The sequence below is a fragment of the Serratia sp. KG1D genome (genome assembly GCF_037150675.1).
Classification (GTDB): Bacteria; Pseudomonadota; Gammaproteobacteria; order Enterobacterales; family Enterobacteriaceae; genus Serratia; species Serratia nematodiphila.
Map to the genome: position 1 here is coordinate 397,542 of NZ_JBAGIH010000004.1, position 24,634 is coordinate 422,175.

Below are 24,634 nucleotides of genomic sequence, written 5' to 3' on the forward strand. Positions count from 1 at the left end.
ACAACTCCTTATTGCTGCGGCGCCGGATTGGCTGACAGCCAGTTCGCCAGCTTGCAGTACTGCGCCACAGAAATATTCTCTGCTCTGAGCGAAGGATCGACGCCCAGCTCCGTCAGCTGCTCCGGCGTGAACAGGTCGCCCAGGCTGTTGCGGATGGTTTTCCGCCGCTGGTTGAACGCCTGCGTGGTGATGCGGCTCAGCATGCGCACGTCGCCCACCGGGTTCGGCAGCTCGGTGTGCGGGACCAGGCGCACCACGGCGGAATCGACCTTCGGCGGCGGCGCGAACGCGGTCGGCGGCACTTCCAGCACCGGAATGACGTTGCAGTAGTACTGCGCCATCACGGTCAAACGCCCGTAGGCCTTGCTGTTCGGGCCGGCCACCAGACGGTTGACCACCTCTTTTTGCAACATAAAGTGCATGTCGCGGATTGCCTGAGTATAGCTGAAAAGGTGGAACATCAGCGGCGTCGAAATATTGTACGGCAGGTTACCAAATACGCGCAGCGGTTGGCCAGCTTCCTCGGCCAGTTCGGCGAAATTCACCGTCATGGCGTCCTGCTGGCGGATGGTCAGCTTGTCTTTCAGCCGCGGGTGGTTCTCCAACCGGGTGGCCAGATCGCGGTCCAGTTCGATCACCGTCATGCGGTCCATGCGTGCGCCAACCGGCTCGGTCAAGGCGCCGAGGCCGGGGCCGATCTCGACCACCGCTTCGCCCGGCTGCGGGTGAATGGCGGAGACAATGCTATCGATGACAAACTGATCGGTTAAAAAGTTTTGTCCAAAGCGTTTGCGGGCAAAGTGCCCTTGGTGGACTCTGTTATTCATTACAATTAATTATCATTTTAATGGCGAGATTCAGGGCCGTTTGGAAACTGCCGACATCGGCGGTGCCGGTGCCGGCCAGTTCCAGAGCGGTACCGTGGTCGACCGAGGTGCGTATGAAAGGCAAACCGAGGGTGATATTCACCGCGCGGCCGAACCCTTGGTATTTTAGCACCGGCAGCCCCTGATCGTGATACATCGCCAGCACCGCATCGGCATCTTGCAGATATTTGGGCTGGAACAGGGTGTCCGCCGGCAGCGGGCCGATCAGATGGATACCGTCAGCGCGCAGCGCGTCGAGCGCCGGGATGATGGTGTCTATCTCTTCGCGCCCCATATGGCCGCCTTCCCCGGCGTGGGGATTCAGACCGCAGACGTAAATGTGCGGCTGAGCGATGCCAAATTTGGTTTTCAGATCGTGGTCGAGAATGCGAATGACTTCGAACAGGCTCTGCTGCGTGATGGCGCCCGGCACCGCCAGCAGCGGCAGGTGGGTGGTCGCCAGCGCCACGCGCAGCTCTTCGGTCGCGAGCATCATCACCACGCGATCGCAGCGGCTGCGCTCGGCAAAGAATTCGGTATGGCCGATAAACGGCACGCCGGCGTCGTTGATCACGCCTTTGTTCACCGGGCCGGTGATCAGAGCGGCAAATTCGCCGTTCAGGCAGCCGTCGCAGGCGCGCGCCAGGGTTTCCACCACGTAGGCGCTGTTGCCGACATTCAGTTCACCGGCGGTGACCGGCTGAGCGAGTGACACCGGCAGAACGGTCAGCGTGCCGGCGCGTTGCGCCTCGGCCGGTTGCTGCGGTTGGTAGTCGCGCAGCGTCAGCGGCAGGCCCAAACGCTTGGCGCGTTCAAGCAGCAGGGCCGGATCGGCGCACACCACCAGCTCAACAGGCCAATCCTGTTGCGCCAAGGCGGCTACCAAATCCGGCCCCACCCCGGCGGGTTCGCCGGGGGTAATGACGACGCGTTTATTGCTGTGCATCGCTGCCATCGAGGATCTTCACGTAAGCCTGGGCGCGCTGTTCCTGCATCCAGGTCTGCGCCTCTTCGGCGAACTTACGGTTGAACAGCATGCGGTAAGCGCGATCTTTCTGCGCGGCGTCGGTCTTATCCACCTGACGGGTATCCAGCAGCTGAATCAGGTGCCAACCGAAGGAAGAGTGGACCGGCGCGCTGATTTCACCTTTGCTCAGCTTCAGCAACGCATCGCGGAAGGCCGGATCGTAGATGTCCGGGGAGGCCCAGCCCAGATCGCCGCCCTGCATGGCGGAACCCGGATCCTGCGACAGCTGTTTGGCTTCGTCGGCGAATTTGGCGCGGCCGCTCTTGATCGCTTCCGCAACGGATTGCAGCTTGGCGCGCGCCTGATCGTCAGTCAGCACCACAGAAGGCTTCAGCAGGATGTGACGGGCGTGCACTTCGGTGACCGACACCGACTGGCTGGCGCCGCGGATATCGTTGACTTTCAGGATGTGGAAGCCGACGCCGGAACGGATTGGGCCGACGACGTCGCCTTTCTTGGCGCTAACCAGACGTTCAGCGAACAGGGTCGGGATCTCTTGCAGCTTGCCCCAGCCCATGTTGCCGCCTTTCAGCGCCTGAGAATCGGCGGAGTAGGTGATCGCCAGCTTGCCGAAGTCGGCACCGCTGTTGATCTCACCCACCAGGCGTTTGGCCAGCTCTTCGGCTTTGTCGACCTGCTGCTGCGACGGGTTTTCCGGCAGCGGGATCAGGATGTGGCTGATGTTCATTTCGGTGTCGCTGCCGTTCTGCGCGCCCACCTGTTTGGCCAGTGCGTCCACTTCCTGAGGCAGGATGGTGACGCGGCGGCGCACTTCGTTGTTACGCACTTCGGAAATCAGCATCTCTTTGCGGATCTGCGAACGGTAGGTGTTGTAGTTCAACCCTTCGTACGACAGGCGGCTGCGCAGCTGATCGACGCTCATGCGGTTCTGCGCGGCGATGTTGGCGATCGCTTTGTCCAGCTCGGCGTCGGACACGGTAATGCCCATTTTCTTGGCCATCTGCAGCTGGATGTTATCCATGATCAGCCGTTCGATGATCTGATGGCGCAGCGTCTTGTCGTCCGGCAACTGTTGGCCGGCCTGCTGGGCGTTGAGCTTGACTGACTGCAACAGACCGTTGACGTCGCTTTCGAGTACCACGCCGTTATCCACGACGGCGGCGACTTTATCCACTTCTTGGGGTGCTGCGAACGCGGCATTGGCGCAAACCACCAATCCGAGAATAAGCGTTCTCCAGTTCTTCATACATTTCCCATTATGTAATCCGCAAATGCGGGTGAAAGTTCTCGTTTTCAAAGTGTTGCAAAGCGTCAGAATGCGCGCTGATACGGCAGAATGCCGGAGCGCAGCATTTCTGCGGAGCCGAGACTATGATCGCTGCTCAGGCCGCGCAGTTCGACGTTGAACGAAACTCTGTTGTCGTAAACGCTGGTATTGTTGCTGTTGTTCCAGTCGGTGATCTTGCGCTCATAGCCCAGGGTCACCGCCCAGCAGCAGGTGTTGTACTTCAGCCCCACCAGTTGATCGGCGGATTGTTTGGCGCGGGTGTCGTAGTAGTACGCCCCGACGACCGCCCAACGATCGGCGATCGGCCAACTGCCGGTGATGCCCACCTGCGAGATGCCGTCCTGAAAGGCCGGAACCGTTTTGGTGTTCAACGCCGTCTGGATGTATTCCGGCGTGGCGTAACGGTAGTTCAGCTGCACCACGCGCTCGGCGTCCTGGCGGTATTCCACCACGCCGTTGCCCAGCGAGACGCTGTTCAGGCGGGTGTCATACTGCAGGCCACCGCGCAGGCCCCAACGATCGTCGATTTTCCAATAGGTATCGCCGGCCCAGGCCACGCTGCCGGTGTCGTCGTTGTTGTCGTAACCGGTCATCTGGTCACCGGTTCGCGAACGGCTGAAGTAGTAGATTTGACCCACGGAAGCGTTAAAACGTTCCACCAGCGCGTCATCATAAATGCGCGTGGTCAAACCGGTAGAGACGCGGTTCTGCGAAGCGATGCGATCCAGGCCGCTGTAGGTGCGGTCGCGGAACAGGCCGGAGTAGTCGGTCTGCAGCAGCGTGGTGTCGTAGGTGTAAATGTTGCTCTGATCGCGGTACGGCACGTACAGGTACTGCACGCGCGGCTCCAGCGTCTGGGTGGCGCCTTCGGCCCAGATCATCGGCCTCTCGAACACCAGCTTGCCGTCGACCTTGAATTGAGGCAATACGCGGTTGACCGAGTCATCAAGATCCGGTGCTGCGGCGCCTTTGCGGTTCTGGTAGTTAGCGGCGAAACCGTCAGGAATATCCTGCTGGTAGTGGGTCGCCATCACTTTGGCTTCGGTGTTCAGGCTGGCCCAGCCGTTGGTGAGCGGCAGACTCAGCGTTGGCTCCATATGCAGACGGGTGGCATCCGGGCTGTACGGGTTGACGCTGGTGAACTTGGCAGCCTGGCCGTAAATATGGAAATCGAACGGGCCGAGGTCGTTCTTGTAATAGTTCAGATCCAGCTGCGGCTGGACTTTATACGACTCCGACTGTGAACGATCGGTATCGTCGTAAATCTGGAACTGCTTGGAGCTCAGCGTGGCGTTCCAGTTTTCGTTGGCGTAGCCGAGGCTGAATTTCTGCGTGGCGTAGCCGTCGGTAGTGGAACCGTACTTGGAGTCCAGATCGGTGAAGTATTTGGAATCGCTGACCTTGGTGTAGTCGACGTTGAAGCGCCACACCTGATCCATGACGCCGTTGTGGTTCCAGTAGAACAGCCAGCGTTTGCTGTCGTCATGATCTTTGCCGTATTCCTTATCGTCCGGCAGCCAGTCGAACTCCATCAGGCCGAGGCCCGGCTGTACCAGATAGCGGAACTCGGTCTGCCACTGCAGGCCGCGCTTGGACATATAGTGCGGCGTGATGGTGGCATCGTAGTTCGGCGCGATGTTCCAGTAGTACGGCAACATGAACTCGAAGCCGTTGTTGCTGCCGTACTTGGCGTTCGGGATCAGGAAACCGGAACGGCGCTTGTCGCCGACCGGCAATTGCAGGTATGGGCTGTAGAACACCGGCACGCCGCCGATGCGGAAGCGGGCATTCCACACTTCCGCCACCTGCTCTTCGCGATCGTGGATCACTTCGGAACCGACCACGCTCCAGCTGTCGTCGCCCGGCAGACAGGAGGTAAAGGTGCCGTTTTCCAGAATGGTGTAACGGTTGGCGCCGCGCATTTTCATCTTGTCGGCGTCGCCGCGCCCCTGACGGCCGACCATCTGGTAGTCGCCTTCATAGACGTCGGTATCTTTGGTATTCAGGTTCGACCAGGCCTTAGGGCCTTTCAGTTTGATCTGATTGTCGCTGTAGTGCACGTCGCCGGTGGCGGTGACGGTGCGCACCGGTTCCGTCTGGCCAGGGTTTTGCGTCTGGTTCAACTCGACTTCTTTGGCGGTCAGGGTGCTGTTGCCCTGCTCGATATGCACGTTGCCGCTGAACAGGGCGCTTTTCGGGTAGTCGGCGCGCGAGTCATCGGCATTGATGGTCACCGGCTGGCTGTTCGGATCGCCGCTGACCAAAGGCTTGTCGTAAACGGGAACGCCAAGCATGCATTGCTCGGCCAGATCAGCCAGCGCATGCTGACTGTAGAGTGCCGTCCAAATCATCGTGGCCAGCAGTGTTGGGAAACTTTTTTTCATACGCGGTTTTGGTGTTCCGTCATCAGAGGCGTCGTGTCCGGCAAACGGTCAGAGACTATATTACTCATCTGCGTTGCGCTAGTGCTAAATCCAGCCGTTTACTTGCGTCGTCGTTAGGCGCAAAGATAAATGACAGGTATGATAATCCAAATTCTAGGAAAAATCGCCTGCGCCCTTTCCTGAAGCGAAGGAGAGCGGGCGGCTTTCGGCATGATAATTGAGGAGTATATGCAGTATTGGGGAAAACTGCTCGGCGTCATCGTCGCCATCTGGTCTGGCGCGGGATTCTGGGGTGTAGTTCTGGGGCTGATTATCGGTCATATGATCGATACGGCGCGCAGCAACAAGCGCAGCCGGGGGTTTTTCACCGACCAGCAAACGCGGCAAACGCTGTTTTTCCGCACCACTTTTCAGGTGATGGGCCACCTGACCAAATCCAAGGGACGCGTTACCGAGGCGGATATCCAGATCGCCAGCCTGTTTATGGATCGCCTGCAGCTGCACGGCGAAGCGCGCACCGCGGCGCAGCAGGCATTCCGCGAGGGCAAACAGAGCCAGTTCCCGCTGCGTGAGACGCTGCAGCAGTTTCGCAGCATCTGTTTCGGCCGCTTCGATCTGATTCGGATGTTTCTGGAAATTCAGATTCAGGCGGCGTTTGCCGACGGCTCGCTGCACCCGAACGAACGTCAGGTGCTGTATGTCATCGCCGAAGAGCTGGGCATTTCGCGCGCGCAGTTCGATCAGTTCCTCAGCATGATGGAGGGCGGGCGTCAGTTCGGCGGCGGTCAGCAGGGCGGGTATTCGCAGGGCGGCTATCAGCAGGCTCAGCGCGGCCCGACGCTCGACGATGCCTGCAAGGTGCTCGGCGTGCGCAGCAGCGACGATGCCGCCACCATCAAACGCGCCTACCGCAAGCTGATGAGCGAACACCATCCGGATAAGCTGGTGGCGAAAGGCTTGCCGCCGCAGATGATGGAAATGGCCAAGCAGAAAGCGCAGGAGATCCAGGCGGCGTACGACCTGATCAAACGCGAGAAAGGCTTCAAATAACGATACCCGTCATACTTCGAGCCGCAGGTGTGTTGGCTGCCCGCGCTTACCCCGGTCACGTACTTTTTGTACGCTCCCGGGGCTGCGCTTGGTTGCCGCCTTCCTGCAACTCGAATTATTTAGGGTATCCCTGAGTGGTGGGCTCAGAAATCCGGTTCGGCGCGAAAGTGCATCGGCGTCTGGAAGGCGGGGTGGGTGATGCGCAGTTCTTGCGCATGCAGCTGTAGCCGTGGCGCCATCGCCTTAGCCTCCGGCGGGGCGTAGAAACCGTCGCCGAGGATCGGATGCCCCAGCGCCAGCATGTGCACCCGCAGCTGATGCGAGCGGCCGGTGATCGGCGTTAGCTTCACGCGCGTGCTGCCATCGGCGTCGCGCGACAGCACCAGATACTCGGTTTGCGCCGCTTTGCCGGTGTCAAAACACACCTTTTGCAGCGGCCGGTTCGGCCAATCGCAGATCAGCGGCAAATCCACCAGTCCTTCGTCATGTTCCATATGCCCCCAAACGCGGGCGATATAGGATTTCTTCGGCTCGCGTTCGCGGAATTGACGCTTCAGCTCGCGCTCGGCGGCCTTGTTGAGCGCCACCACGATCACCCCGCTGGTGGCCATGTCCAGCCGGTGCACCGATTCGGCGGCCGGATGATCGGCCTGAATGCGGGTCATCAGGCTGTCTTTGTTTTCCGGCGCGCGGCCGGGCACCGACAGCAAGCCGCTGGGCTTGTTGACCACCATGATGTGTTCATCCTGATACAGGATGTGCAGCGGGTCCTGCGGGGGATTGTAGGGTTCCATCTTGGCTCCGCGAAAAGGGCCGAACGGGGAGACGGTGGCCTCCCCATGTCGCGCCGGTTACTGGTGGGTGACCACCACCAGACGAATGGCGTCCAGGCGCCAGCCGGCTTCATTGAGGTTGGCCAGCACCTGACGGCGGTTGAACTCCAACGCTTCGACTTCGTCGTCGCGGATGTTCGGGTTGACCGCCTTCAGCGCTTCCAGACGCGCCAGCTCGGCGCTCAGCTTGTCGTCCGCCTCTTGCTTCGCCTGTTCGATAAGCGTGCGCGCCTGCGCTTCCACCAGGCTTTCCGCCTGCTGCAGCATGGCGTGCACGTCTTGCTGCACGGCATTGACCAGCTTGCTGGAGGTGTGGCGGTTGACCGCGTTCAACTGGCGGTTGAAGCTTTCGAACTCGACCTGCGCCGCCAGGTTGGTGCCCTTGCGATCCATCAGCATGCGGATCGGCGTCGGCGGCAGGAAGCGGGTCAGCTGCAGGTGCTTCGGCGCCTGGGCTTCCACCACGTATACCAGCTCAACCAGCAGGGTGCCGACCGGCAACGCTTTGTTTTTCAACAGGGACACCGCGCAGCTGCCGGTATCGCCGGATAGGATAAGATCCAGACCGTTGCGGATGATCGGGTGTTCCCAGCTGACGAACTGCGCGTCTTCACGCGACAGCGCCCGATCGCGATCGAAGGTGACGGTGCAGCCGTCCTGCGGCAGGCCCGGGAAGTCCGGCACCAGCATATGGTCGGACGGCGTGAGCACGATCAGGTTGTCGCTGCGGTCTTCCTGATTGATGCCGACGATGTCGAACAGGTTGAGCGCGAAGCCCACCAGGTTGACGTCGTTATCCTGCTCGGCGATGGCTGCGGCCAGCGCCTGGGCTTTGTCGCCGCCGTTGGAGTGCATCTCCAGCAGGCGATCGCGGCCCTGTTCCAGCTGCGCTTTCAACTGATCATGCTGCTGGCGGCAGGCGTGGATGAATTCGTCCAGGCCCTCCTGCTCGGTCGGCGCGGCCAGATAGCCGATCAACTGCTCGTAGCAGCTGTCGTAGATGGTGCGGCCGGTCGGGCAGGTGTGTTCGAAGGCGTCGAGCCCTTCGTGGAACCAGCGGCCCAGCACCGCCTGCGCGGTGTGCTCCAGGTAAGGCACCATGATTTGGATATCGTGCATCTGGCCGATACGGTCCAGACGGCCGATACGCTGCTCCAGCAGATCCGGGTTGAACGGCAGATCGAACATCACCAGCTGGCTGGCGAACTGGAAGTTGCGGCCTTCGGAACCGATCTCGGAACACAGCAGCACCTGCGCGCCTTCTTCTTCGGAGGCGAAGTAGGCGGCGGCGCGGTCGCGCTCGATGATCGACAGCCCTTCGTGGAACACCGCGGCGCGGATCGCTTCACGCTCGCGCAGCACCTGCTCCAGCTGCAGCGCGGTGTCGGCTTTGGCGCAGATCACCAGCACTTTTTCGTTGCGGTTGGCCAGCAGGTAATCCAGCAGCCACTCGACGCGCGGATCGAAGTTCCACCAGGTGGCGTTTTCGCCTTCGAATTCCTGATAGATCTGCTCCGGGTACAGCATGTCGCGCGCACGGGCTTCGACGGATTTTTTGGCGCCCATGATGCCGGAAACTTTGATCGCGGTCTGATATTGGGTTGGCAACGGCAGCTTGATCTGGTGCAGGTTGCGGTGCGGGAAGCCCTTCACGCCGTTACGGGTGTTGCGGAACAGCACGCGGCTGGTGCCGTGGCGATCCATCAGCATCGAAACCAGCTCCTGACGCGCCTGCTCGGCGTTGTCGCCTTCGCTGTTGGCGGCTTTGAGCAGCGGCTCGATGTCCTGCTCGTCGATCAGCTCGCCCAGCAGGTTAAGCTTGTCGTCGGCCAGGCGTTCACCGCTCAGCAGCAGGGTGACGGCGTCGGCCACCGGACGGTATTTCTGCTGCTCGGCGACGAACTCGCCGTAGTCGTGGAAACGGTTCGGGTCGAGCAGGCGCAGGCGCGCAAAGTGGCTCTGTTGACCGAGCTGTTCCGGGGTGGCGGTCAGCAGCAGCACGCCGGGGATATGCTCGGCCAGCTGTTCGATCACCTGATATTCGCGGCTTGGCGCCTCTTCGCTCCAGGCCAGGTGGTGAGCTTCATCGACCACCAGCAGATCCCACTGGGCGTCCGCCAGCTCTTCCAGGCGCTGCTTGTTGCGGCGCACGAAGTCCAGCGAGCAGATCACCAACTGTTCGGTCTCAAACGGGTTGCTGCTGTCGAGCTTGGCTTCGGCGTAGCGGCTGTCGTCGAACAGCGAGAAGTAGAGGTTGAAGCGGCGCATCATCTCCACCAGCCACTGGTGCTGCAGCGTTTCCGGCACCACAATCAGCACGCGCTCGGCGCGTCCCGCCAGCAGTTGCTGGTGGATGATCATGCCGGCTTCGATGGTTTTGCCGAGGCCGACTTCGTCCGCCAGCAGAACGCGCGGCGCATGGCGCTGGCCGACTTCATGAGCGATGTGCAGCTGGTGCGGGATCAGGCTGGCGCGCATGCCGCGCAGGCCGGCGAACGGCAGGCGATACTGCTCGCTCTGGTATTTGCGGGCGCGAAAACGCAGCGCGAAACGGTCCATGCGGTCGATTTGGCCGGCGAACAGGCGATCCTGTGGTTTGCTGAAGGTCAGCTTACTGTCCAGCAGCACCTCGCGCATCGCCACGCCGCTTTCCTGAGTGTCCAGGCGGGTGCCGATATAGGTCAACAGACCGTTTTCCTCTTTCACCTCTTCCACCTGCAGCTGCCAGCCCTCGTGGCTGCTGACGGTATCGCCCGGGTTGAACATCACGCGGGTGATCGGCGAATCGTTTCTGGCATAGAGGCGGTTTTCACCGGTGGCGGGGAAAAGCAGGGTAATCATGCGCGCATCCAGCGCCACGACGGTTCCCAATCCTAATTCGCTTTCCGTGTCGCTGATCCAGCGTTGACCAAGAGTAAAAGGCATATATTGTCGGCTCGATTCTTTGTAAGTAAGTCTTGTTACCGGGCGGGAAGGGCCGCGGCACCTGTACTGAACGTCAGCTAATCCCGGTTTGTTTTAAATTTGGCGGGCAATAGCCGTTCACGCCATGCAGACGTCGTGAGACGGCAGGGCTAAGCGTGGTTCAGTTTTGGGAAGGGCGCTATGGTAATGGAAGGCGGCGCGTTCGTCACCTGCAAAACCCGATGATTTTTCTTAACCTGGCGCAATCTCAAAACAGCCCCATTTGCCCGGTGACCAGCGTGGTGAAATCGTCGTGCAAGAAAGGGAGTATAGCGTCTGCCACCGGTTGCAGCTGGCGTTCGAGGTAATGCTGATAGTCGATGGGCGAATGGCGGGTTTCCAGCGGTTCCGGCCCGGCCACGGTCATCACGTAGCTGATCCAGCCGCCGTTCTGATACTGCAGCGGCCGCCCCTGTTGGCGGTTGTAGTCGTCGGCGATGCGCGCGGCGCGGGCATGCGGCGGCACGTTGCGCTGATAGTCATCGAGCTTTCTGCGCAGCCGTTTGCGGTACACCAGTTGATCGTCGAAGTCGCCGTTCAGGGTTTTGCCGACGTAATCGCGCACATAGTCCTGGTAGGGCTGTTGTTTGAAGATACGCTGATAGAGCTGCTGCTGGAACTGCTGCGCCAGCGGCGTCCAGTCGGTGCGCACCGTTTCCAGCCCTTTGTACACCATCTCTTCCTCGCCGTCGGCGCGCGCGATCAGGCCGGCGTAGCGTTTTTTGCTGCCCTGTTCGGCGCCGCGAATGGTCGGCATCAGGAAGCGGGAATAGTGGGTTTCGAACTCCAGTTCCAGCGCGTTCTCCAGCCCGAACTGCTGCTGCAGATGCTGCTGCCACCAGGCGTTGACCCGCTGCACCAGCGCCCGGCCGATCTGCGCCGCCTGCTGCTCGTCATGCGGCTGTTTCAGCCACACGAAGGTGGAGTCGGTGTCGCCGTAAATCACCTGATAGCCTTCGGCCTCGATCAACTCGCGGGTTTGGCGCATGATCTCGTGGCCGCGCAGGGTGATCGACGACGCCAGCCGCGGATCGAAGAAGCGGCAGCCGCTCGATCCCAGCACGCCGTACAGCGCGTTCATGATGATCTTCAGCGCCTGTGACAGCGGCTTATTGTGCTGGCGCTTGGCGGCCTCGCGCCCCTGCCAGATCTGCTCGACGATCGCCGGCAGGCAGTGTTTACTGCGCGAGAAGCGGGCGTTGCGAAAGCCGGGCACCGAGTCGGCGTCGCTTGGGTGGCGCATGCCTTCCACCAACCCGACCGGATCGATCAGGAAGGTGCGGATGATCGACGGGTACAGGCTTTTATAGTCCAGTACCAACACCGAATCGTACAGGCCGGGTTGGGAGTCCATCACGAAGCCGCCGGGGCTATGCTCCTCCGGCTGTTCGCCGAGGTTGGGGGCGACAAAGCCCAGGCGATGCATGCGCGGCATATAGAGGTGGCTGAAGGCCGCCACCGATCCGCCGCTGCGGTCGGCCGCCAGCCCGGTGACGGTAGCGCGCTCCAGCAGGAAGTTGAGCAGGTCGGCCTTGGCGAAGATGCGCGTCACCAGCTCACAGTCCTTCAGGTTGTAGCGAGCCAGCGCCGGCTTGTCTTCCGCGAAGCGCCGGTCGATCTCCGCCATGCGTTGATAAGGATTGTCGATCGCCTTGCCTTCGCCCAGCAGTTCCTGCGAAACGTATTCCAGGCTGAAGGAGGGAAAGTTCCAGGTGGCGGATTTCAGCGCCTCGATGCCATCGATGATCAGGCGGCCGGCGGCGGCGGCGAAAAAGTGATTCTGCTTGAAACCATGCTCGCGCCATTCCATCAGGTTGCCGCCGCGCCCCAGTCGCAGCGGGATTTGGTAGCGCTCGGCGTGCTTTTGCAGCACCCGCAGATCGAACTGCACCAGGTTCCAGCCGATGATGGCGTCGGGATCGTGACGTTCCAGCCACGCGTTCAGCCGTTCCAGCAGCTGAGGGCGGCTGGCGCAGTACTCCAGATCGAAATCCAGCGGCGCATCGCCGCCGTTGGCCGGCCCCAGCATGTAGACCTGCCGCTGGCCGCAGCCTTCCAGCGCGATGGAGTAAAGCTCGCCGTGGGCGGTGGTTTCGATATCCAGCGACACCAGTTTTAGCGTTGGGCGGTACTCTGGCGCCGGCTTCATTTGGCCGCTGAGCAACGGCCCATTGCCGTCGCCCTGGCCGTTGAACCATACCGGCGCGGTGATGAAGCGTTCCATCAGGTAGCGCTCCGGCGGGCGAATGTCGGCCTCGTAGACCGCAACGCCGCCTTCCCGCAGCAGTTTTTCCAGCTTGATGAGCTGACGGTGCTGGCGGCAGTACAGCCCCAGCATCGGCCGGTGATGAAAATCCGTCAGCGCCAGCGGTTTTAGTTCGACTTGCCGCTCTTCCCGCAGCAGCAGTTCCGCGCGCTGCCTTTGTTCGGCGGGGATAAACGCCACCGAGGTCTGCGGCGGCAGACGCAGCTGACGCGGGCCTGCGTCGGTCGCCAGCCAAAATTCGACCTCGGTGCCGGCAGGCGTGTCGCGCCAGTGGCGAGTGAGCAGGAAACCCTGTTGCAGTGCAGTCATAACCCCTTCGTTTTCCACCGGGCGGCGTGCGCGACGTTCAGCGTGATGTCGGTTTTGGCGCTAATATAGATAAATTATAGTATGGGTTTTTATACAGTGATTGTCCATCGCCGCGCGGCGTTGCCAAATACGCATACAATTCATCGATTGACTCGCCAGCGGCGGCGCTGGAAAATCCTCCGCCCCGTTTGGCCCGAATAATCCGCAGAGGTGTAATGGAAGCCTATTTACAAGATTTGATCACCCAGTCACTGGCTTTCACCCTGATGGTCGTCCTGCTGGTCGCTTTTCTGGAGTCGCTGGCGCTGGTGGGGCTGTTGCTGCCCGGCACGGTGATGATGGCCAGCATCGGCGCGCTGATCGGCAGCGGCAAGGTGGACTTTTACTACGCCTGGGCGGCGGGCATCGTCGGCTGTCTGCTCGGCGACTGGATCTCTTATTTCGTCGGCCGCGCGTTCAAGGGGCCTTTACACCGTTGGTCATTCCTGAAGAAGAATAAGGCGCTGCTCGACAAAACCGAGCATGCCTTGCACCAGCACAGCATGGCGACCATTCTGATCGGCCGCTTCGTCGGCCCGACGCGCCCGCTGGTGCCAATGGTGGCCGGGATGCTCGATTTGCCGCCGTACAAGTTCGCGCTGCCGAACATCATCGGTTGCCTGACCTGGCCGCCGGTTTATTTCTTCCCCGGCATTCTGGCGGGCGTGGCGATCGATATTCCCGCCGGCGCCGACAGCGCGATGTTCAAGTGGCTGCTGCTCGCGGCGGCGCTGCTGGTCTGGCTGGCGGTATGGTTGAGCTGGCGTTGGTGGCGTGAGGGTAAGCGCAACGCCGATCGACTGAGCCGTTGGCTGACGCCGCTGCGGCTGCGCGTGGTTTGCGGATTGAGTTGGCTGGCGGCGCTGGCGGTCGGTTATGCGCTGAGTCAGCAGCCGCTGATGCCGGTGTATCGCCACCTGCTGTGGCAGGTGTTGTCCGGGCAATGATTGCGGGGGCGTAAGCCCCCGTTCGCTTTATTGGAAGAACGCTTCCAGTTGTTCAAATACCCGCACGTCCTCGCTGTGGCGCCTCACCTGCAGCACGTCTTCCAGCTTTTCCACCTGGCTTATCATCTGCTCCAGCCGCTGATCGTCGGCGACCAGTAGCCAAATGCGGCTTTGCTGGCCGTCTTTCAATGGCAGGCACAAAATGCCTTCGACGTTGAACGCGCGGCGGGCGAACAGCCCGCAAACGTGCGACATCACGCCGGGATGGTTGCGCACCGCCAGCTCCAGGATCACCTGGGGTTTATCTTGTGGTTGCAGCATGGCTTATTCTCCAATCATGTCGATGTTGGCGGCGCCCGGCGGCACCATCGGGAATACTTTTTCGTTGATATCGATCAGCGCGTGGATCAGGCAGGGACCCGGGCGTTGGATCGCCTCGGCCAGCGCCGCCTGCGGATCTTCCGCGGCGTTCAGATCGCAGGTATCCAGCCCGAATCCGGCGGCGATCTTCAGGAAGTCGGTACGCTTCGGATAGGCGGCGGCGAAGATGCGCTGCTGGTAGAACAGGGTTTGCTGCTGGTGCACCAGCCCCAGCGCCTGGTTGTTCATCAAAATGATTTTCACGTCCAGATCGTGCTCGACCGCGGTGGCCATTTCCTGAATGTTCATCATCAGGCTGCCGTCGCCGGAGAAGCACAGCACTTTGCGCTCGGGCTCCGCCAGCGCCGCGCCGATCGCCGCCGGCAGACCGAAGCCCATGGTGCCCAGGCCGCCCGACGTCAGCCACTGGCGCGGCCGGCTCAGCGGATAGGCTTGCGCCACCCACATCTGATGCTGGCCTACGTCGGTGGTGATAATAGCGCTGTCGTCCACGCAGCGCGCGGCGGCCAGCACCAGGCCGTAATGGCTCAGCGGATCGTCGGCGTTCGGCATGTTGAACGGGAATTCGCGCTTCAGGTCATTGACGGTGTTCAGCCATTCGCTGCGCGGCTGCGTGTCGATCTGCGGCAGCAGCTGTTGCAGCACCTGGCCGACGTCGGCATGGATCGCCACGTTGGCCTGTTTGACCTTGCCCAGCTCGGCGCGGTCGATATCCACATGAATGATGGCGGCGTTAGGGCAGAACTGCTCGGTTTTGCCGATTGCCCGATCGTCGAAGCGCGCGCCCAGCACGATCAGCAGATCGGCTTCCTGCAGAATGAAGTTGGTGCTGCGCGCCGCGTGCATGCCCAGCATGCCCAGCGACAGCGGGTGTTCCACCGGCATCGCGCCCAGCGCCATCAGCGTCATGGTGGTGGGCAGACCGGCGCGTTCGGCCAGTTCCACCGCTTGCCGGTGGGCGTCGGCGCAGATGATGCCGCCGCCCAGATAGAGGATCGGGCGCTTTGCCCGGTTGATCATCGCGGCGGCCTGCGAAACCAGCGCCGGATCGAAGCTCGGAGCGGCGTCCGGCACGGCGATCGGCGGCAGCTCTTCCAGCGTGATGGTGGCGGTTTGCACATCTTTCGGCACATCGATCCAGACCGGGCCGGGGCGGCCGGACTCGGCGATGCGGAAGGCGTCGCCAATCACCTGCGGCAGTTCGCGGATATCGCGCACCAGATGGTTGTGCTTGGTGATCGGGATGGAAATGCCGTAGGTATCCACTTCCTGGAAGGCGTCGGTGCCGATCATCGAGGAGGGCACCTGACCGGTGATGCACACCAGCGGAATGGAGTCGAGCTTGGCGTCGGCGATGGCGGTGACCAGGTTGGTGGCGCCCGGCCCGCTGGAGGCGATGCACACCGCCGCCTTGCCGTTGGCGCGCGCCATGCCTTGCGCCATAAAGCCCGCGCCCTGTTCGTGGCGCGCCAGCACGTGGTGAATGCGGGTGCTTTGGCTCAGCGCGTCATACAGCGGCAGCGCGGCGCCGCCGGGAATGCCGGCGACGGTGGTGATGCCCTGACGCTCCAGCAGATGAACGATCAATTGTGCGCCGGTGAAGCGGGTGCTCGGTTGAGGCGTGCCCGAAGTTGCCATGTTCCTGTCCTTTCTCAAGGCCGGTGAGCTTTGCTGGGCAGGGTGCTAAAACAAGAAACCCCGCCCGGTTTGCGCCGGCGGGGTTTGGGAATCGATGCGTTGATTCGGACCCTACGGCGCATTGCCGACGACCACCACCACACGCACGACGACCACCGCGGCTGGTAGCGCGGTAACTAGTAGGGTCGAAGTCAGCGAGGATGCGATCACAGGGAACCTTATCATCAGTAAAAAAAGTCAGGTTTTTATAAAAACACAGGCGCAAAATTCGCACAACAGGTTTATTGGCGCAGCATAAAAAACGCGCGTCAGATCACGCTTTGCCCGAAATGCCCAGCACGCGCGCTTCGGGCGCGCTGCCGTCCATCAGGGCCTGCGTCGTGCCGTCGTAATAGATGCGGCCGTCGACCACCAGCAGCGTGCGCGGCGCGATGCGTGCGGCGTCGTCGAGGTTGTGCGACACCATCAGCAGCGTCAGGTTGCGCTGTTCGCATACCGTCTGCAGCAGCTGCAGCATCTCGTTGCGCAGCGCCGGATCGAGCGCCGAGAAGGGTTCGTCGAGCAACAGGATCGGCCGTTGGCGAATCAAACAGCGCGCCAGCGCGGCGCGCTGACGCTGGCCGCCGGAAAGTTGCGACGGCAGGCGCTCCAGGCGCTCTTCCAGGCCGACCTGACGGGCGATGTGCGCCCGCTGTTGGCGCTGTTGTTCAGTCAAGCGCAGACCGGGATCCAACCCCAGCCCGATGTTCTGCGCCACCGTCAGGTGCGCGAACAGGTTGTTCTCCTGAAACAGCATCGACACCGGCCGCTTGGCCGGCGGGGTGGCGGTGTGGTCTTCGCCGTTCAGCAGCAGCCGGCCGCTGGCCGCCGGCAGAAAACCGGCGATCAGGCTCAGCAAGGTGCTTTTACCGGCGCCGCTGGGGCCGAGCACCGCGACGCGCTCGCCCGGCTGGATGCGCAGATCAAAGCGCATCGGCAGGTGTTCATACAGGTAGGTCAGTTTTTCAAGCGTCAGCATGGCGGCCCGGTAAGCGTTCAATCAGGGTAAACAACAGGAAGCACAGCAGCAGCAACAGCAGCGCGGTCACCGCCCCGTCGTTGCTGCGGTAGGCGCCAATCTGCTGATACAGGTAAAAAGGCAGGGTACGGAAATGCTCGTTGCCAAACAAGGCGACCACGCCGAAGTCGCCGATCGACAGCACGCAGGCGAAGGCCAGTGCCTGCGCCAGCGGGCGGCGCAGGGCGCGCAGCTCAATCAGCCGCAGCCGTTGCCAGCCGCGGATATCCAGCGACAGGCACAGCGGATTGTAACGTTCGGCGAGGTCGCGCATCGGGTTCTCCAACACCTTTAGCGCGTAGGGCACCGCCATCAGCGCATTGGTGAGGATCACCAGCGCATAGGGCGACTGCGGCAACCCAATTGTATCGCTCAGCAGCAGGAAGAAGCCGGTGGCCAGCACGATGCCCGGCATCGCCAGGATCACCATGCCGCTCAGCTCCAGCGCCTGGCCGCCGTGCAGCTGCTGCCGCAGTTTCAGCTCGCGGCTGCTCCACAGCAGCATCATCGTGAGCGCCACGCACAGCAGCCCGGCGCCGAGGGCGATGCGCAGCGACGTGAACAGCGCCTGCCACAGCACCGGCTGGCGCAGCACGCTGACAATGGCCTGATTGGCGCCGTCGGCGATCACCGCCAGCAGAGGCGGCAGCAGCAGCAGCAGGGCGGCGGCGATCAGCAGAAAATCGCTGATGCGCCGCCACAGGCTGTCTTCCGGATTGCGCCAGCGCTGGGCGTGGGTATGCCCCACCGGCAATGCCTGGCTCAGGCGCTGACTGATCAACACCAGCCCGAGACAACAGCCCAGCTGGATCAGCGCCAGCATGGCGGCACGCCCCAGATCGTAGTCGTAACTCAGCGCCTGGTAGATCGCCAGTTCGATGGTGGTGGCCTGCGGCCCGCCGCCCAGCGACAGCACGGTGGCGAAGCTGGCGAAGCACAGCATGAAGATCAGCGCGCCGCTCGGCAGGATCTGGCGACGCAGCGCCGGCCATTCGACGAAACGGAACTGCTGCCAGCCGTTCATACCCAGTTGGGCGGCCAGCTGGCGCTGCTCCACCGGAATGTTCTCCAGCGCCTGCAGCAACAGGCGGGTGGCCAGCGGCAGGTTAAAGAACAGGTGCGCCAGCAGAATGCCCTGCAGCCCGTAGGGCGAGAAGCCATACTCGACGCCCAGCCAGCCGCACAGCGTCGCCAGCCAGCCCTGGCGCCCATAGACGCTGAGCAGGCCGAACACCGCCACCAGCACCGGCAGCACCAGCGTCATGGCGCACAGCCGCAGCAGCAGCTGCCGGCCGGGGAAACGGCGGCGATAGAGCGCACGCGCCAGCAGAACGGCGGGCAGCACCGAAATCAGCGCCGACAACAGCGCCTGCCAGAAGGTGAAGCGCACCACGTGCCACAGGTAACTGTCCTGCCACAGGACGCGCCAGTCGCTGTCCGGCGCGTGACGCCACAGCGAGCCCATCGCCAGTGCGGCGACCAGCAGGATCACGCCGGCGGCCAGCAGCCCCGGCCAGAGCCAGCGGGGGATCAGCGGCTGACGGCGGTTTGCCATGCCCGGATCCAACCGCCGCGTTGTTTGGCCACCTCTTCGGCGCTGTATTGCAGCGCGGTCTGCGGCACGTTCATCTGCTCAAAACCGACGGGCAGCGGGGTGTTGATCACCGGGTACATCCAGTTGCCGGTCGGGATGGTGTTCTGGAATGCCGGCGTCACCATGAACTGCATGAAGCGCTCGGCCAGCTCAGGCTGTTTGGCGGCTTTCAGCTTGCCCGCCACTTCCACCTGCAGGTAGTGGCCTTCGCTGAACGTGGCGGCGGCGTAAAGGTCTTTTTTCTCTTCGATCAGGTGATAGGCCGGAGACGTGGTGTAGCTGAGCACCAGGTCGCCTTCGCCTTTCAGGAACAGGCCGTAGGCCTCGCTCCAGCCTTTGGTGACGGTGACGGTCTTCTTCGCCAGCTGCTGCCAGGCGGCCGGCGCCTCGTCGCCATACACTTTTTGCATCCACAGCAGCAGGCCGAGCCCCGGCGTGCTGGTGCGCGGATCTTCGTAGATCACTTTCCAGTTGCGGTCGCCGCTGACCAGCTCCTGCAGGCTTTTCGGCGGGTTCTTCAGTTTTTCTTTGTTGTAGACGAAGGCGAAGTACCCGTAGTCGTAAGGCACGAAGGTCGCGTCCTGCCAGCCGCCCGGCACCGTCAGCTTGGCGGTGTCGACGCCGCTCGGCGCGAACAGGCCGGTTTGCTGCGCCGCCTGCAGCAGGTTGTTGTCCAGCCCCAGCACCACGTCGGCGGCGCTGTTTTTGCCTTCCATGCGCAGGCGGTTCAGCAGCGAGACGCCGTCTTCCAGCGCGACGAACTTCAGTTCACAGCCGCATTCGGCTTCGAAGGCTTTTTTCACCGCCGGGCCAGGGCCCCAGTCGGCGGCGAAGGAATCATAGGTGTAAACCGTCAGCGTCGGCTTGGCGAACGCCGGCGCGGCGCACAGCAGCAATAAGCAGGGCAGATATTTTTTGACCACGTTGCACTCCTGAAAAATAAGGGGGCAAGGGCATCTGAGGGGGCGAGGCGGCGTCGCCGGTTCGCTGGGCTCAAATCCCTCCGCCGGTATTGACCGGATCAGGTTCGACGGGTGTGCTCTCAGCGGAAAATCGGGCTTATTAGGCGGCCCGGCTCTCCGCACCCCGTTGAGACGGCGCTATTGTAAAGATTAACCGACTTGGGCGAAAGGCGCTTATGTCTCCGGCGGGGCAAACCAGGCGGACTTGAAGTCGAACCAGCCGAGGGTGTTCATCCGCACGCCGCGCATGCTGCGCTGGCCGTGCAGCTGCAGCCAGTGGTGGAACAGCGGATGCAGCTGGTGGTTGCTGACCAGACGCTGGCAGAACTCCGCCAGCGGCAAGCGGTTGGCGCGCCACAGCGCTGCGTCCTGCGCCAGATCTTCGTTCATGCAGTGCTGCATCAGCGGCAGTTCGTACAGCGTGGCGAACAGCGAAAACTCCAGCGGCAGATAGAAGTTGGCGCTGCCGAGCCACAGATCGCTGCGCGCGTCGCCCTGGTGCCAGGTGGCGTAATCCACGCTTTGCACGATCAGGCGGATGCCGTGCTGCGCCAGCAGCGGCTCGATCGCCTGACGGATGGCGTGAAACTCCGAATGCTCATTGAAGTGGGTCATCGTCAGTTCGGTCAGCCCCGCCGGCTTGGGCTGCTGCGCCAGCGCGCGGTTGTGGTGCCAACGGGGCAGCAGGCCGTACGCCGGCGACCAGTAGCGTTGGTAGAGCGGCCCGGCGTGGCTCAGCAGCGAAATGGGATTGATCAATTCGCACAGCCAGCTGCGAATGGCGGGATCGGCGGCCAGCGGGGAGCGCCGGTCGAACAGCAGGAAATAGCAGCCCTCTTCCAGCCGGCTTTCCAGTTCGTTGTTGCCGGTTTCATCGCCCTGCAGCTGTACGCCGGAATGCACCAGTTCTTCGGAGAACTCCGGCAGCACCCAGATATTCACCTCGTCGATCAGCGCCCGGTAGCCAAAATAGTCGTCGAAGGCGTGGATCTTCATCTGGCTGGGGAGATTGCGCACTACGCGATAGGGGCCGGTGCCGATCGGATGGCGGGCGAAATCCGGCAGTTCGCGCCATTCGCGCGGCAGGATCATGGCGTGCACGCTGCCCAGCAGCCAGGGCAGCCAGTGGTCGGGGCTGCGCAGATGCACATCAATCACGAATGGCGTCGGCGAGGTGACGCTCTCGATATGCGAGAACAGCGGTTGCGAGGTCAGACGCGAGAGAGAAGTAATGACGTCCGCCATCTCCAGCTCGCGGCCGTGATGAAAATGGATCGCCGGGCGCAGGTAAAAACGCCAGTGCAGTGGCGTCAACGCCTGCCAATGGTGAGACAGATCGGACTCCAGTTCCCCGTTTTCCTCATTTATGCGTGTCAGGCCGTTGAAGATCTGGCGCGCCAGATGGGTTTCCGAACGCCGCAGCGCCGAGCCGGGCAGCAGGTTGTACAACTGCCGGTAGTAGAGCACCCGCAGGATGTGTTTCCCCTGGCGGAAGCTACGCCCCAGCTGCGACAGCAGCATCTGGCGCACCACGTTTTTGTCGCCCACCAGTTGCACCAGTTGATCGATGCGATCCTGTTCCAGCAGCTCCTCGGCCCGCTGTTGCTGCAGCGCCAGGCCGGTGTAGTGGAAGGTTAGCCGCGAACGCTTGCCGCGCCCCGACTCCGCCTGCCAGGTGAGCCAGCCTTCCCGCTGCATGGCGCTCAGCAGGGAGCGCACGTGGCGCCGCGAGCAGCTGAGCACCTCCGCCAGATCCTGCAGCGTGGTGTCGGTGGTTTCACCGTGGCAGCGCTGCCACAGGCGGATGAACTGCTGCTGCAATCTGGACGTGGACATAAAAGAGGAACGCTCCCGCTTCAACTCGTCAATTTTTCTTTCCCTATATTACGCCGATAATTTTCATCAATGAAAGGGGAGGGCGTAATCATGAAAGCTTTCTTATCCAGGCAGTTCTATCAGCGCTATTTCAGCGCGGTGCGCCGCCAGCGAGCCGACTGGCTGAGCGTGGTGCCCGAACAGGCGCGGCTGGCGATGCTGGCGCACCTGACGCAATGGGACATTAAAGAGATGACCGATAAGCAGTATCGCGAGCACCTGTAGGGGCTGCGGCAACAAGTTTCTGAGTAATGGTGCTGTTTCACCAGCCAGTGGGGCGACCCACTGGTTTTTTTATGCGCGGTCATGGCGATGCGCTTGCATTTTTCTCGCCGTGGCCTAAGGTTCTTTCTTCTGCTTTGAGGTCAGGGAAGACGATATGCAACGCCTGAGCCGGTTGTCACTGCGTATTAACCCCATCTTTGCCGCATTCCTGCTGATCGCTTTTCTCTCCGGCATCGCCGGCGCGTTGCTGACGCCGACGCTCAGTCTGTTTCTGACCACCGAGGTCAAAGTGCGGCCGCTGTGGGTAGGGCTGTTTTACACCGCCAACGCCGTGGCCGGCATCGTGGTCAGTTTTCTGCTCGCCAAGCGCTCCGATACCCGCGGCGATCGGCGCAGGCTGATCCTGCTGTGCTGCCTGATGGCGGTCGGTAACTGCCTGCTGTTCGCCTTTAACCGCGACTACCTGACGCTGATCACCGCCGGGGTGCTGATGTCCGCCGTTGCCAACACCGCCATGCCGCAGATTTTCGCGTTGGCGCGGGAATACGCCGACAGCGAGGCGCGTGAGGTGGTGATGTTCAGCTCGGTGATGCGCGCCCAGCTTTCGCTGGCGTGGGTGATCGGCCCGCCGCTGTCGTTTGCGCTGGCGCTGAACTATGGGTTCACCGTGATGTTCCTGATCGCCGCCGCCACCTTCGCGGTTTGCGTGCTGCTGGTAGGGGTTATGCTGCCTTCGGTGCCGCGTGCGGCGGAGAATGGGGAGCTGCAGGGCGGGATGTCTGCGCCGATCGCGCCCGCCAGCGCCTGGCGCAATCGCGATGTGCGGCTGCTGTTCATCGCTTCGATGCTGATGTGGACCTGCAATACCTTGTATATCATCGATATGCCGCTGTATATCACCGCCGATCTCGGGCTGCCGGAAGGGCTGGCCGGGGTGCTGATGGGCACCGCCGCCGGGTTGGAAATCCCGGCAATGCTGCTGGCCGGTTATTACGTCAAACGCTTCGGCAAACGCAACATGATGCTGCTGGCGGTGGCGGCGGGCGTGCTGTTTTATCTCGGGCTGACGGTGTTGGCGGCCAAGCCGGCCCTGATCGCGCTGCAGCTGCTCAACGCGGTGTTTATCGGCATCGTCGCCGGTATCGGCATGCTCTATTTTCAGGATTTGATGCCGGGCCGGCCGGGCGCCGCCACCACGCTGTTCACCAACAGCATCTCTACCGGGGTGATCCTGGCCGGGGTGCTGCAGGGCGCGCTGGTGGAGAATTTCGGTCATGGTTCGGTGTATTGGATGGCGGCGCTGTTGGCGCTGGCGGCGCTCGGGATGAGCGCCAAAGTGCGTGAAGTGTGAGGTTAAACGACGGCATTCTTGATGCAAGTCATTGAGAAGGCTAAGCCGGGCGCTCAAGCTGAAGGCATATGGCGCGCGATCGTTGCGCCCACGCCCGTCTCGCTATTGAGATGCCGCCCTGTCGTTTAGAACAGTGGGAACGTTATGGATAAACTCACACCGCTCAAACCGCTTCCTTCCCTGTGCGCCCTTGGCGCCACGCTGATTATCTGGTTCCTCATTCCCGTGCCGGAGGGCGTTGCGCCCAATGCCTGGCAGCTGCTGGCGCTGTTTATCGGCACCATCATCGCCATCATCGGCAAGGCGATGCCGATCGGTGCGGTCTCGGTGATCGCCATCGCTCTGGTGGCGGTGACCGGCGTCACCAACCCCGGCAAGCCGGGCGCCGCGCTGGACGACGCGCTCAGCGGCTTTTCCAACCAACTGATCTGGCTGATCGGCTTTTCTATCATGATCTCCCTCAGCCTGAACAAAACCGGGCTGGGCGCGCGCATCGGCTACTACTTTATCTCGCTGTTCGGTAAAAAAACGCTCGGCATCGCCTACGCATTGACGTTGGCGGAAACCACGCTGGCGCCGGTGACGCCGAGCAATACCGCGCGCGGCGGCGGCATCATTCACCCGATCATGAAGTCGATCGCCGACAGCTTCGGCTCCAAACCCGAGCTCAATACCTCCGGCAAGATTGGCCGCTACCTGTCGCTGGTGAACTACAACATCAACCCGGTCACCTCGGCGATGTTTATCACCGCCACCGCGCCTAACCCGCTGATCGTTAGCCTGATCGCCAAAGGCACCCACGGCAGCTTCGAGCTGTCCTGGTCGATGTGGGCGGTCGCCGCCCTGGTGCCAGGGCTGTGCTCGCTGATCGTGATGCCGCTGGTGATTTATCTGCTGTACCCCCCGGAGGTGAAAAGTACGCCGGATGCGCCGCGTTTCGCCCGCGAAAAGCTGCAGGCGCTGGGGCCGGTGACGCTGCCGGAGAAAATTACTCTCGGGGTATTTGCGCTGCTGCTGGTGCTGTGGGCCGGCATTCCGGCGATGATCTTCGGCCCGGCGCTGGCGGTCAATCCTACCACCGCGGCGCTGATAGGCCTGGCGGTGCTGCTGGCCACCGGCGTGCTGAGCTGGGAGGATGTGCTGAAGCATAAAGGGGCCTGGGACACCGTGGTGTGGTTCTCGGCGCTGGTGATGATGGCCAGCTTCCTCGGCAAGCTGGGGCTGATCGGCTGGCTGTCGCAAACCGTCGGCAACGGCATCGACCGTATGGGCATGAGCTGGGTGGGCGGCACGATCTTGCTGACACTCATCTATTTGTATTCACACTATTTCTTCGCCAGCACCACCGCGCACGTGACGGCGATGTTCGCCGCCTTCTTCGCTGCCGGCATCGCGCTTGGCGCGCCACCGGCACTGCTGGGCCTGATCCTGGCGTTTTCTTCCTCGCTGATGATGTCGCTGACGCATTACGGCACCGGCACCGCGCCGATCATCTTTGGCTCCGGCTACGTGACGCTGGGGGAGTGGTGGAAAGCGGGATGGGTGATGAGTGTGGTTAACCTGCTGATCTGGATAGTGATCGGCGGCGCATGGTGGAAGCTGCTGGGCTACTGGTGA

The 24,634-nt window shown here is 62.1% G+C and carries 19 protein-coding genes and 1 riboswitch; of the genes, 5 read left to right on the top strand and 14 right to left on the bottom strand.

Annotated features, from left to right (window positions below):
* Nucleotides 1–8: 8 nt before the first annotated feature.
* From rsmA to lptD, 4 genes are all read right to left on the bottom strand, one after another.
* Nucleotides 9–827, bottom strand: a complete 819-nt coding sequence (gene rsmA / locus WFM45_RS19985) for a 16S rRNA (adenine(1518)-N(6)/adenine(1519)-N(6))-dimethyltransferase RsmA (RefSeq protein WP_004932881.1) — start codon at nt 825–827, stop codon at nt 9–11.
* Entirely contained in the window at nt 820–1,821 is a 1,002-nt protein-coding gene (pdxA, locus tag WFM45_RS19990) for a 4-hydroxythreonine-4-phosphate dehydrogenase PdxA (RefSeq protein ID WP_370531233.1), read from the bottom strand. Before pdxA ends, rsmA begins: the two co-directional genes overlap by 8 nt.
* Nucleotides 1,799–3,100, bottom strand: a complete 1,302-nt coding sequence (gene surA / locus WFM45_RS19995) for a peptidylprolyl isomerase SurA (protein WP_033631769.1) — start codon at nt 3,098–3,100, stop codon at nt 1,799–1,801. Before surA ends, pdxA begins: the two co-directional genes overlap by 23 nt.
* A gap of 65 nt (nt 3,101–3,165) precedes the next feature.
* Nucleotides 3,166–5,526 carry an LPS assembly protein LptD gene (gene lptD / locus WFM45_RS20000; protein WP_048326136.1) on the bottom strand — a complete coding sequence of 787 codons (2,361 nt, stop codon included), beginning with the start codon at nt 5,524–5,526 and terminating at the stop codon, nt 3,166–3,168.
* Between the two features lie 228 nt (nt 5,527–5,754).
* Here lptD and djlA point away from each other — a divergent pair, with 228 nt between their 5' ends.
* Nucleotides 5,755–6,576 carry a co-chaperone DjlA gene (djlA, locus tag WFM45_RS20005; RefSeq protein ID WP_015376627.1) on the top strand — a complete coding sequence of 274 codons (822 nt, stop codon included), beginning with the start codon at nt 5,755–5,757 and terminating at the stop codon, nt 6,574–6,576.
* A 143-nt stretch (nt 6,577–6,719) separates the two neighbouring features.
* Here the strand turns inward: djlA and rluA are convergent, their stop codons facing one another.
* From rluA to WFM45_RS20020, 3 genes are all read right to left on the bottom strand, one after another.
* Nucleotides 6,720–7,370, bottom strand: coding sequence for a bifunctional tRNA pseudouridine(32) synthase/23S rRNA pseudouridine(746) synthase RluA (gene rluA / locus WFM45_RS20010; RefSeq protein ID WP_004932866.1), 651 nt, complete (start codon nt 7,368–7,370; stop codon nt 6,720–6,722).
* 57 nt (nt 7,371–7,427) lie between these two features.
* The gene (gene rapA, locus WFM45_RS20015) at nt 7,428–10,334 is read right to left on the bottom strand and encodes an RNA polymerase-associated protein RapA (protein WP_015376629.1); all 2,907 of its coding nucleotides are present in this window, start codon (nt 10,332–10,334) and stop codon (nt 7,428–7,430) included.
* A gap of 247 nt (nt 10,335–10,581) precedes the next feature.
* Entirely contained in the window at nt 10,582–12,948 is a 2,367-nt protein-coding gene (locus WFM45_RS20020) for a DNA polymerase II (protein WP_336957012.1), read from the bottom strand.
* A gap of 215 nt (nt 12,949–13,163) precedes the next feature.
* Here WFM45_RS20020 and WFM45_RS20025 point away from each other — a divergent pair, with 215 nt between their 5' ends.
* Entirely contained in the window at nt 13,164–13,934 is a 771-nt protein-coding gene (locus WFM45_RS20025) for a DedA family protein (protein ID WP_016929111.1), read from the top strand.
* A 27-nt stretch (nt 13,935–13,961) separates the two neighbouring features.
* On the opposite strand, the gene ilvN is transcribed toward WFM45_RS20025, so the two are convergent.
* The 7 genes from ilvN to sgrR all read right to left on the bottom strand — a co-directional run bounded on the left by ilvN (nt 13,962) and on the right by sgrR (nt 21,402).
* The gene (ilvN, locus tag WFM45_RS20030; RefSeq protein WP_004932856.1) at nt 13,962–14,255 is read right to left on the bottom strand and encodes an acetolactate synthase small subunit; all 294 of its coding nucleotides are present in this window, start codon (nt 14,253–14,255) and stop codon (nt 13,962–13,964) included.
* Between the two features lie 3 nt (nt 14,256–14,258).
* On the bottom strand, nt 14,259–15,953 hold the full coding sequence (gene ilvB, locus WFM45_RS20035) for an acetolactate synthase large subunit (RefSeq protein WP_336957015.1): 1,695 nt from the start codon (nt 15,951–15,953) through the stop codon (nt 14,259–14,261).
* A gap of 111 nt (nt 15,954–16,064) precedes the next feature.
* Entirely contained in the window at nt 16,065–16,178 is a 114-nt protein-coding gene (gene ivbL / locus WFM45_RS20040; protein WP_154747116.1) for an ilvB operon leader peptide IvbL, read from the bottom strand.
* Nucleotides 16,179–16,266: 88 nt separating this feature from the next.
* Nucleotides 16,267–16,971, bottom strand: coding sequence for a thiamine ABC transporter ATP-binding protein ThiQ (gene thiQ, locus WFM45_RS20045; protein WP_336957017.1), 705 nt, complete (start codon nt 16,969–16,971; stop codon nt 16,267–16,269).
* A complete protein-coding gene (thiP, locus tag WFM45_RS20050) occupies nt 16,958–18,565 on the bottom strand; it encodes a thiamine/thiamine pyrophosphate ABC transporter permease ThiP (protein ID WP_336957019.1) in 1,608 nt (535 codons plus the stop codon). The genes thiQ and thiP overlap by 14 nt, the downstream gene beginning before the upstream one ends.
* Nucleotides 18,541–19,527, bottom strand: a complete 987-nt coding sequence (gene thiB, locus WFM45_RS20055; RefSeq protein ID WP_033641247.1) for a thiamine ABC transporter substrate binding subunit — start codon at nt 19,525–19,527, stop codon at nt 18,541–18,543. The genes thiP and thiB overlap by 25 nt, the downstream gene beginning before the upstream one ends.
* 57 nt (nt 19,528–19,584) lie before the next feature.
* Nucleotides 19,585–19,703, bottom strand: a riboswitch (TPP riboswitch).
* 37 nt (nt 19,704–19,740) lie between these two features.
* On the bottom strand, nt 19,741–21,402 hold the full coding sequence (gene sgrR / locus WFM45_RS20060; RefSeq protein ID WP_015376637.1) for an HTH-type transcriptional regulator SgrR: 1,662 nt from the start codon (nt 21,400–21,402) through the stop codon (nt 19,741–19,743).
* A gap of 90 nt (nt 21,403–21,492) precedes the next feature.
* Here sgrR and sgrT point away from each other — a divergent pair, with 90 nt between their 5' ends.
* From sgrT to WFM45_RS20075, 3 genes are all read left to right on the top strand, one after another.
* On the top strand, nt 21,493–21,666 hold the full coding sequence (gene sgrT, locus WFM45_RS20065; RefSeq protein ID WP_004932838.1) for a glucose uptake inhibitor SgrT: 174 nt from the start codon (nt 21,493–21,495) through the stop codon (nt 21,664–21,666).
* 154 nt (nt 21,667–21,820) lie between these two features.
* Nucleotides 21,821–23,017: an MFS transporter gene (locus tag WFM45_RS20070; RefSeq protein ID WP_033631778.1), complete on the top strand. Its 1,197-nt coding sequence runs from the start codon at nt 21,821–21,823 to the stop codon at nt 23,015–23,017.
* A 144-nt stretch (nt 23,018–23,161) separates the two neighbouring features.
* The gene (locus tag WFM45_RS20075) at nt 23,162–24,634 is read left to right on the top strand and encodes a DASS family sodium-coupled anion symporter (protein WP_197798700.1); all 1,473 of its coding nucleotides are present in this window, start codon (nt 23,162–23,164) and stop codon (nt 24,632–24,634) included.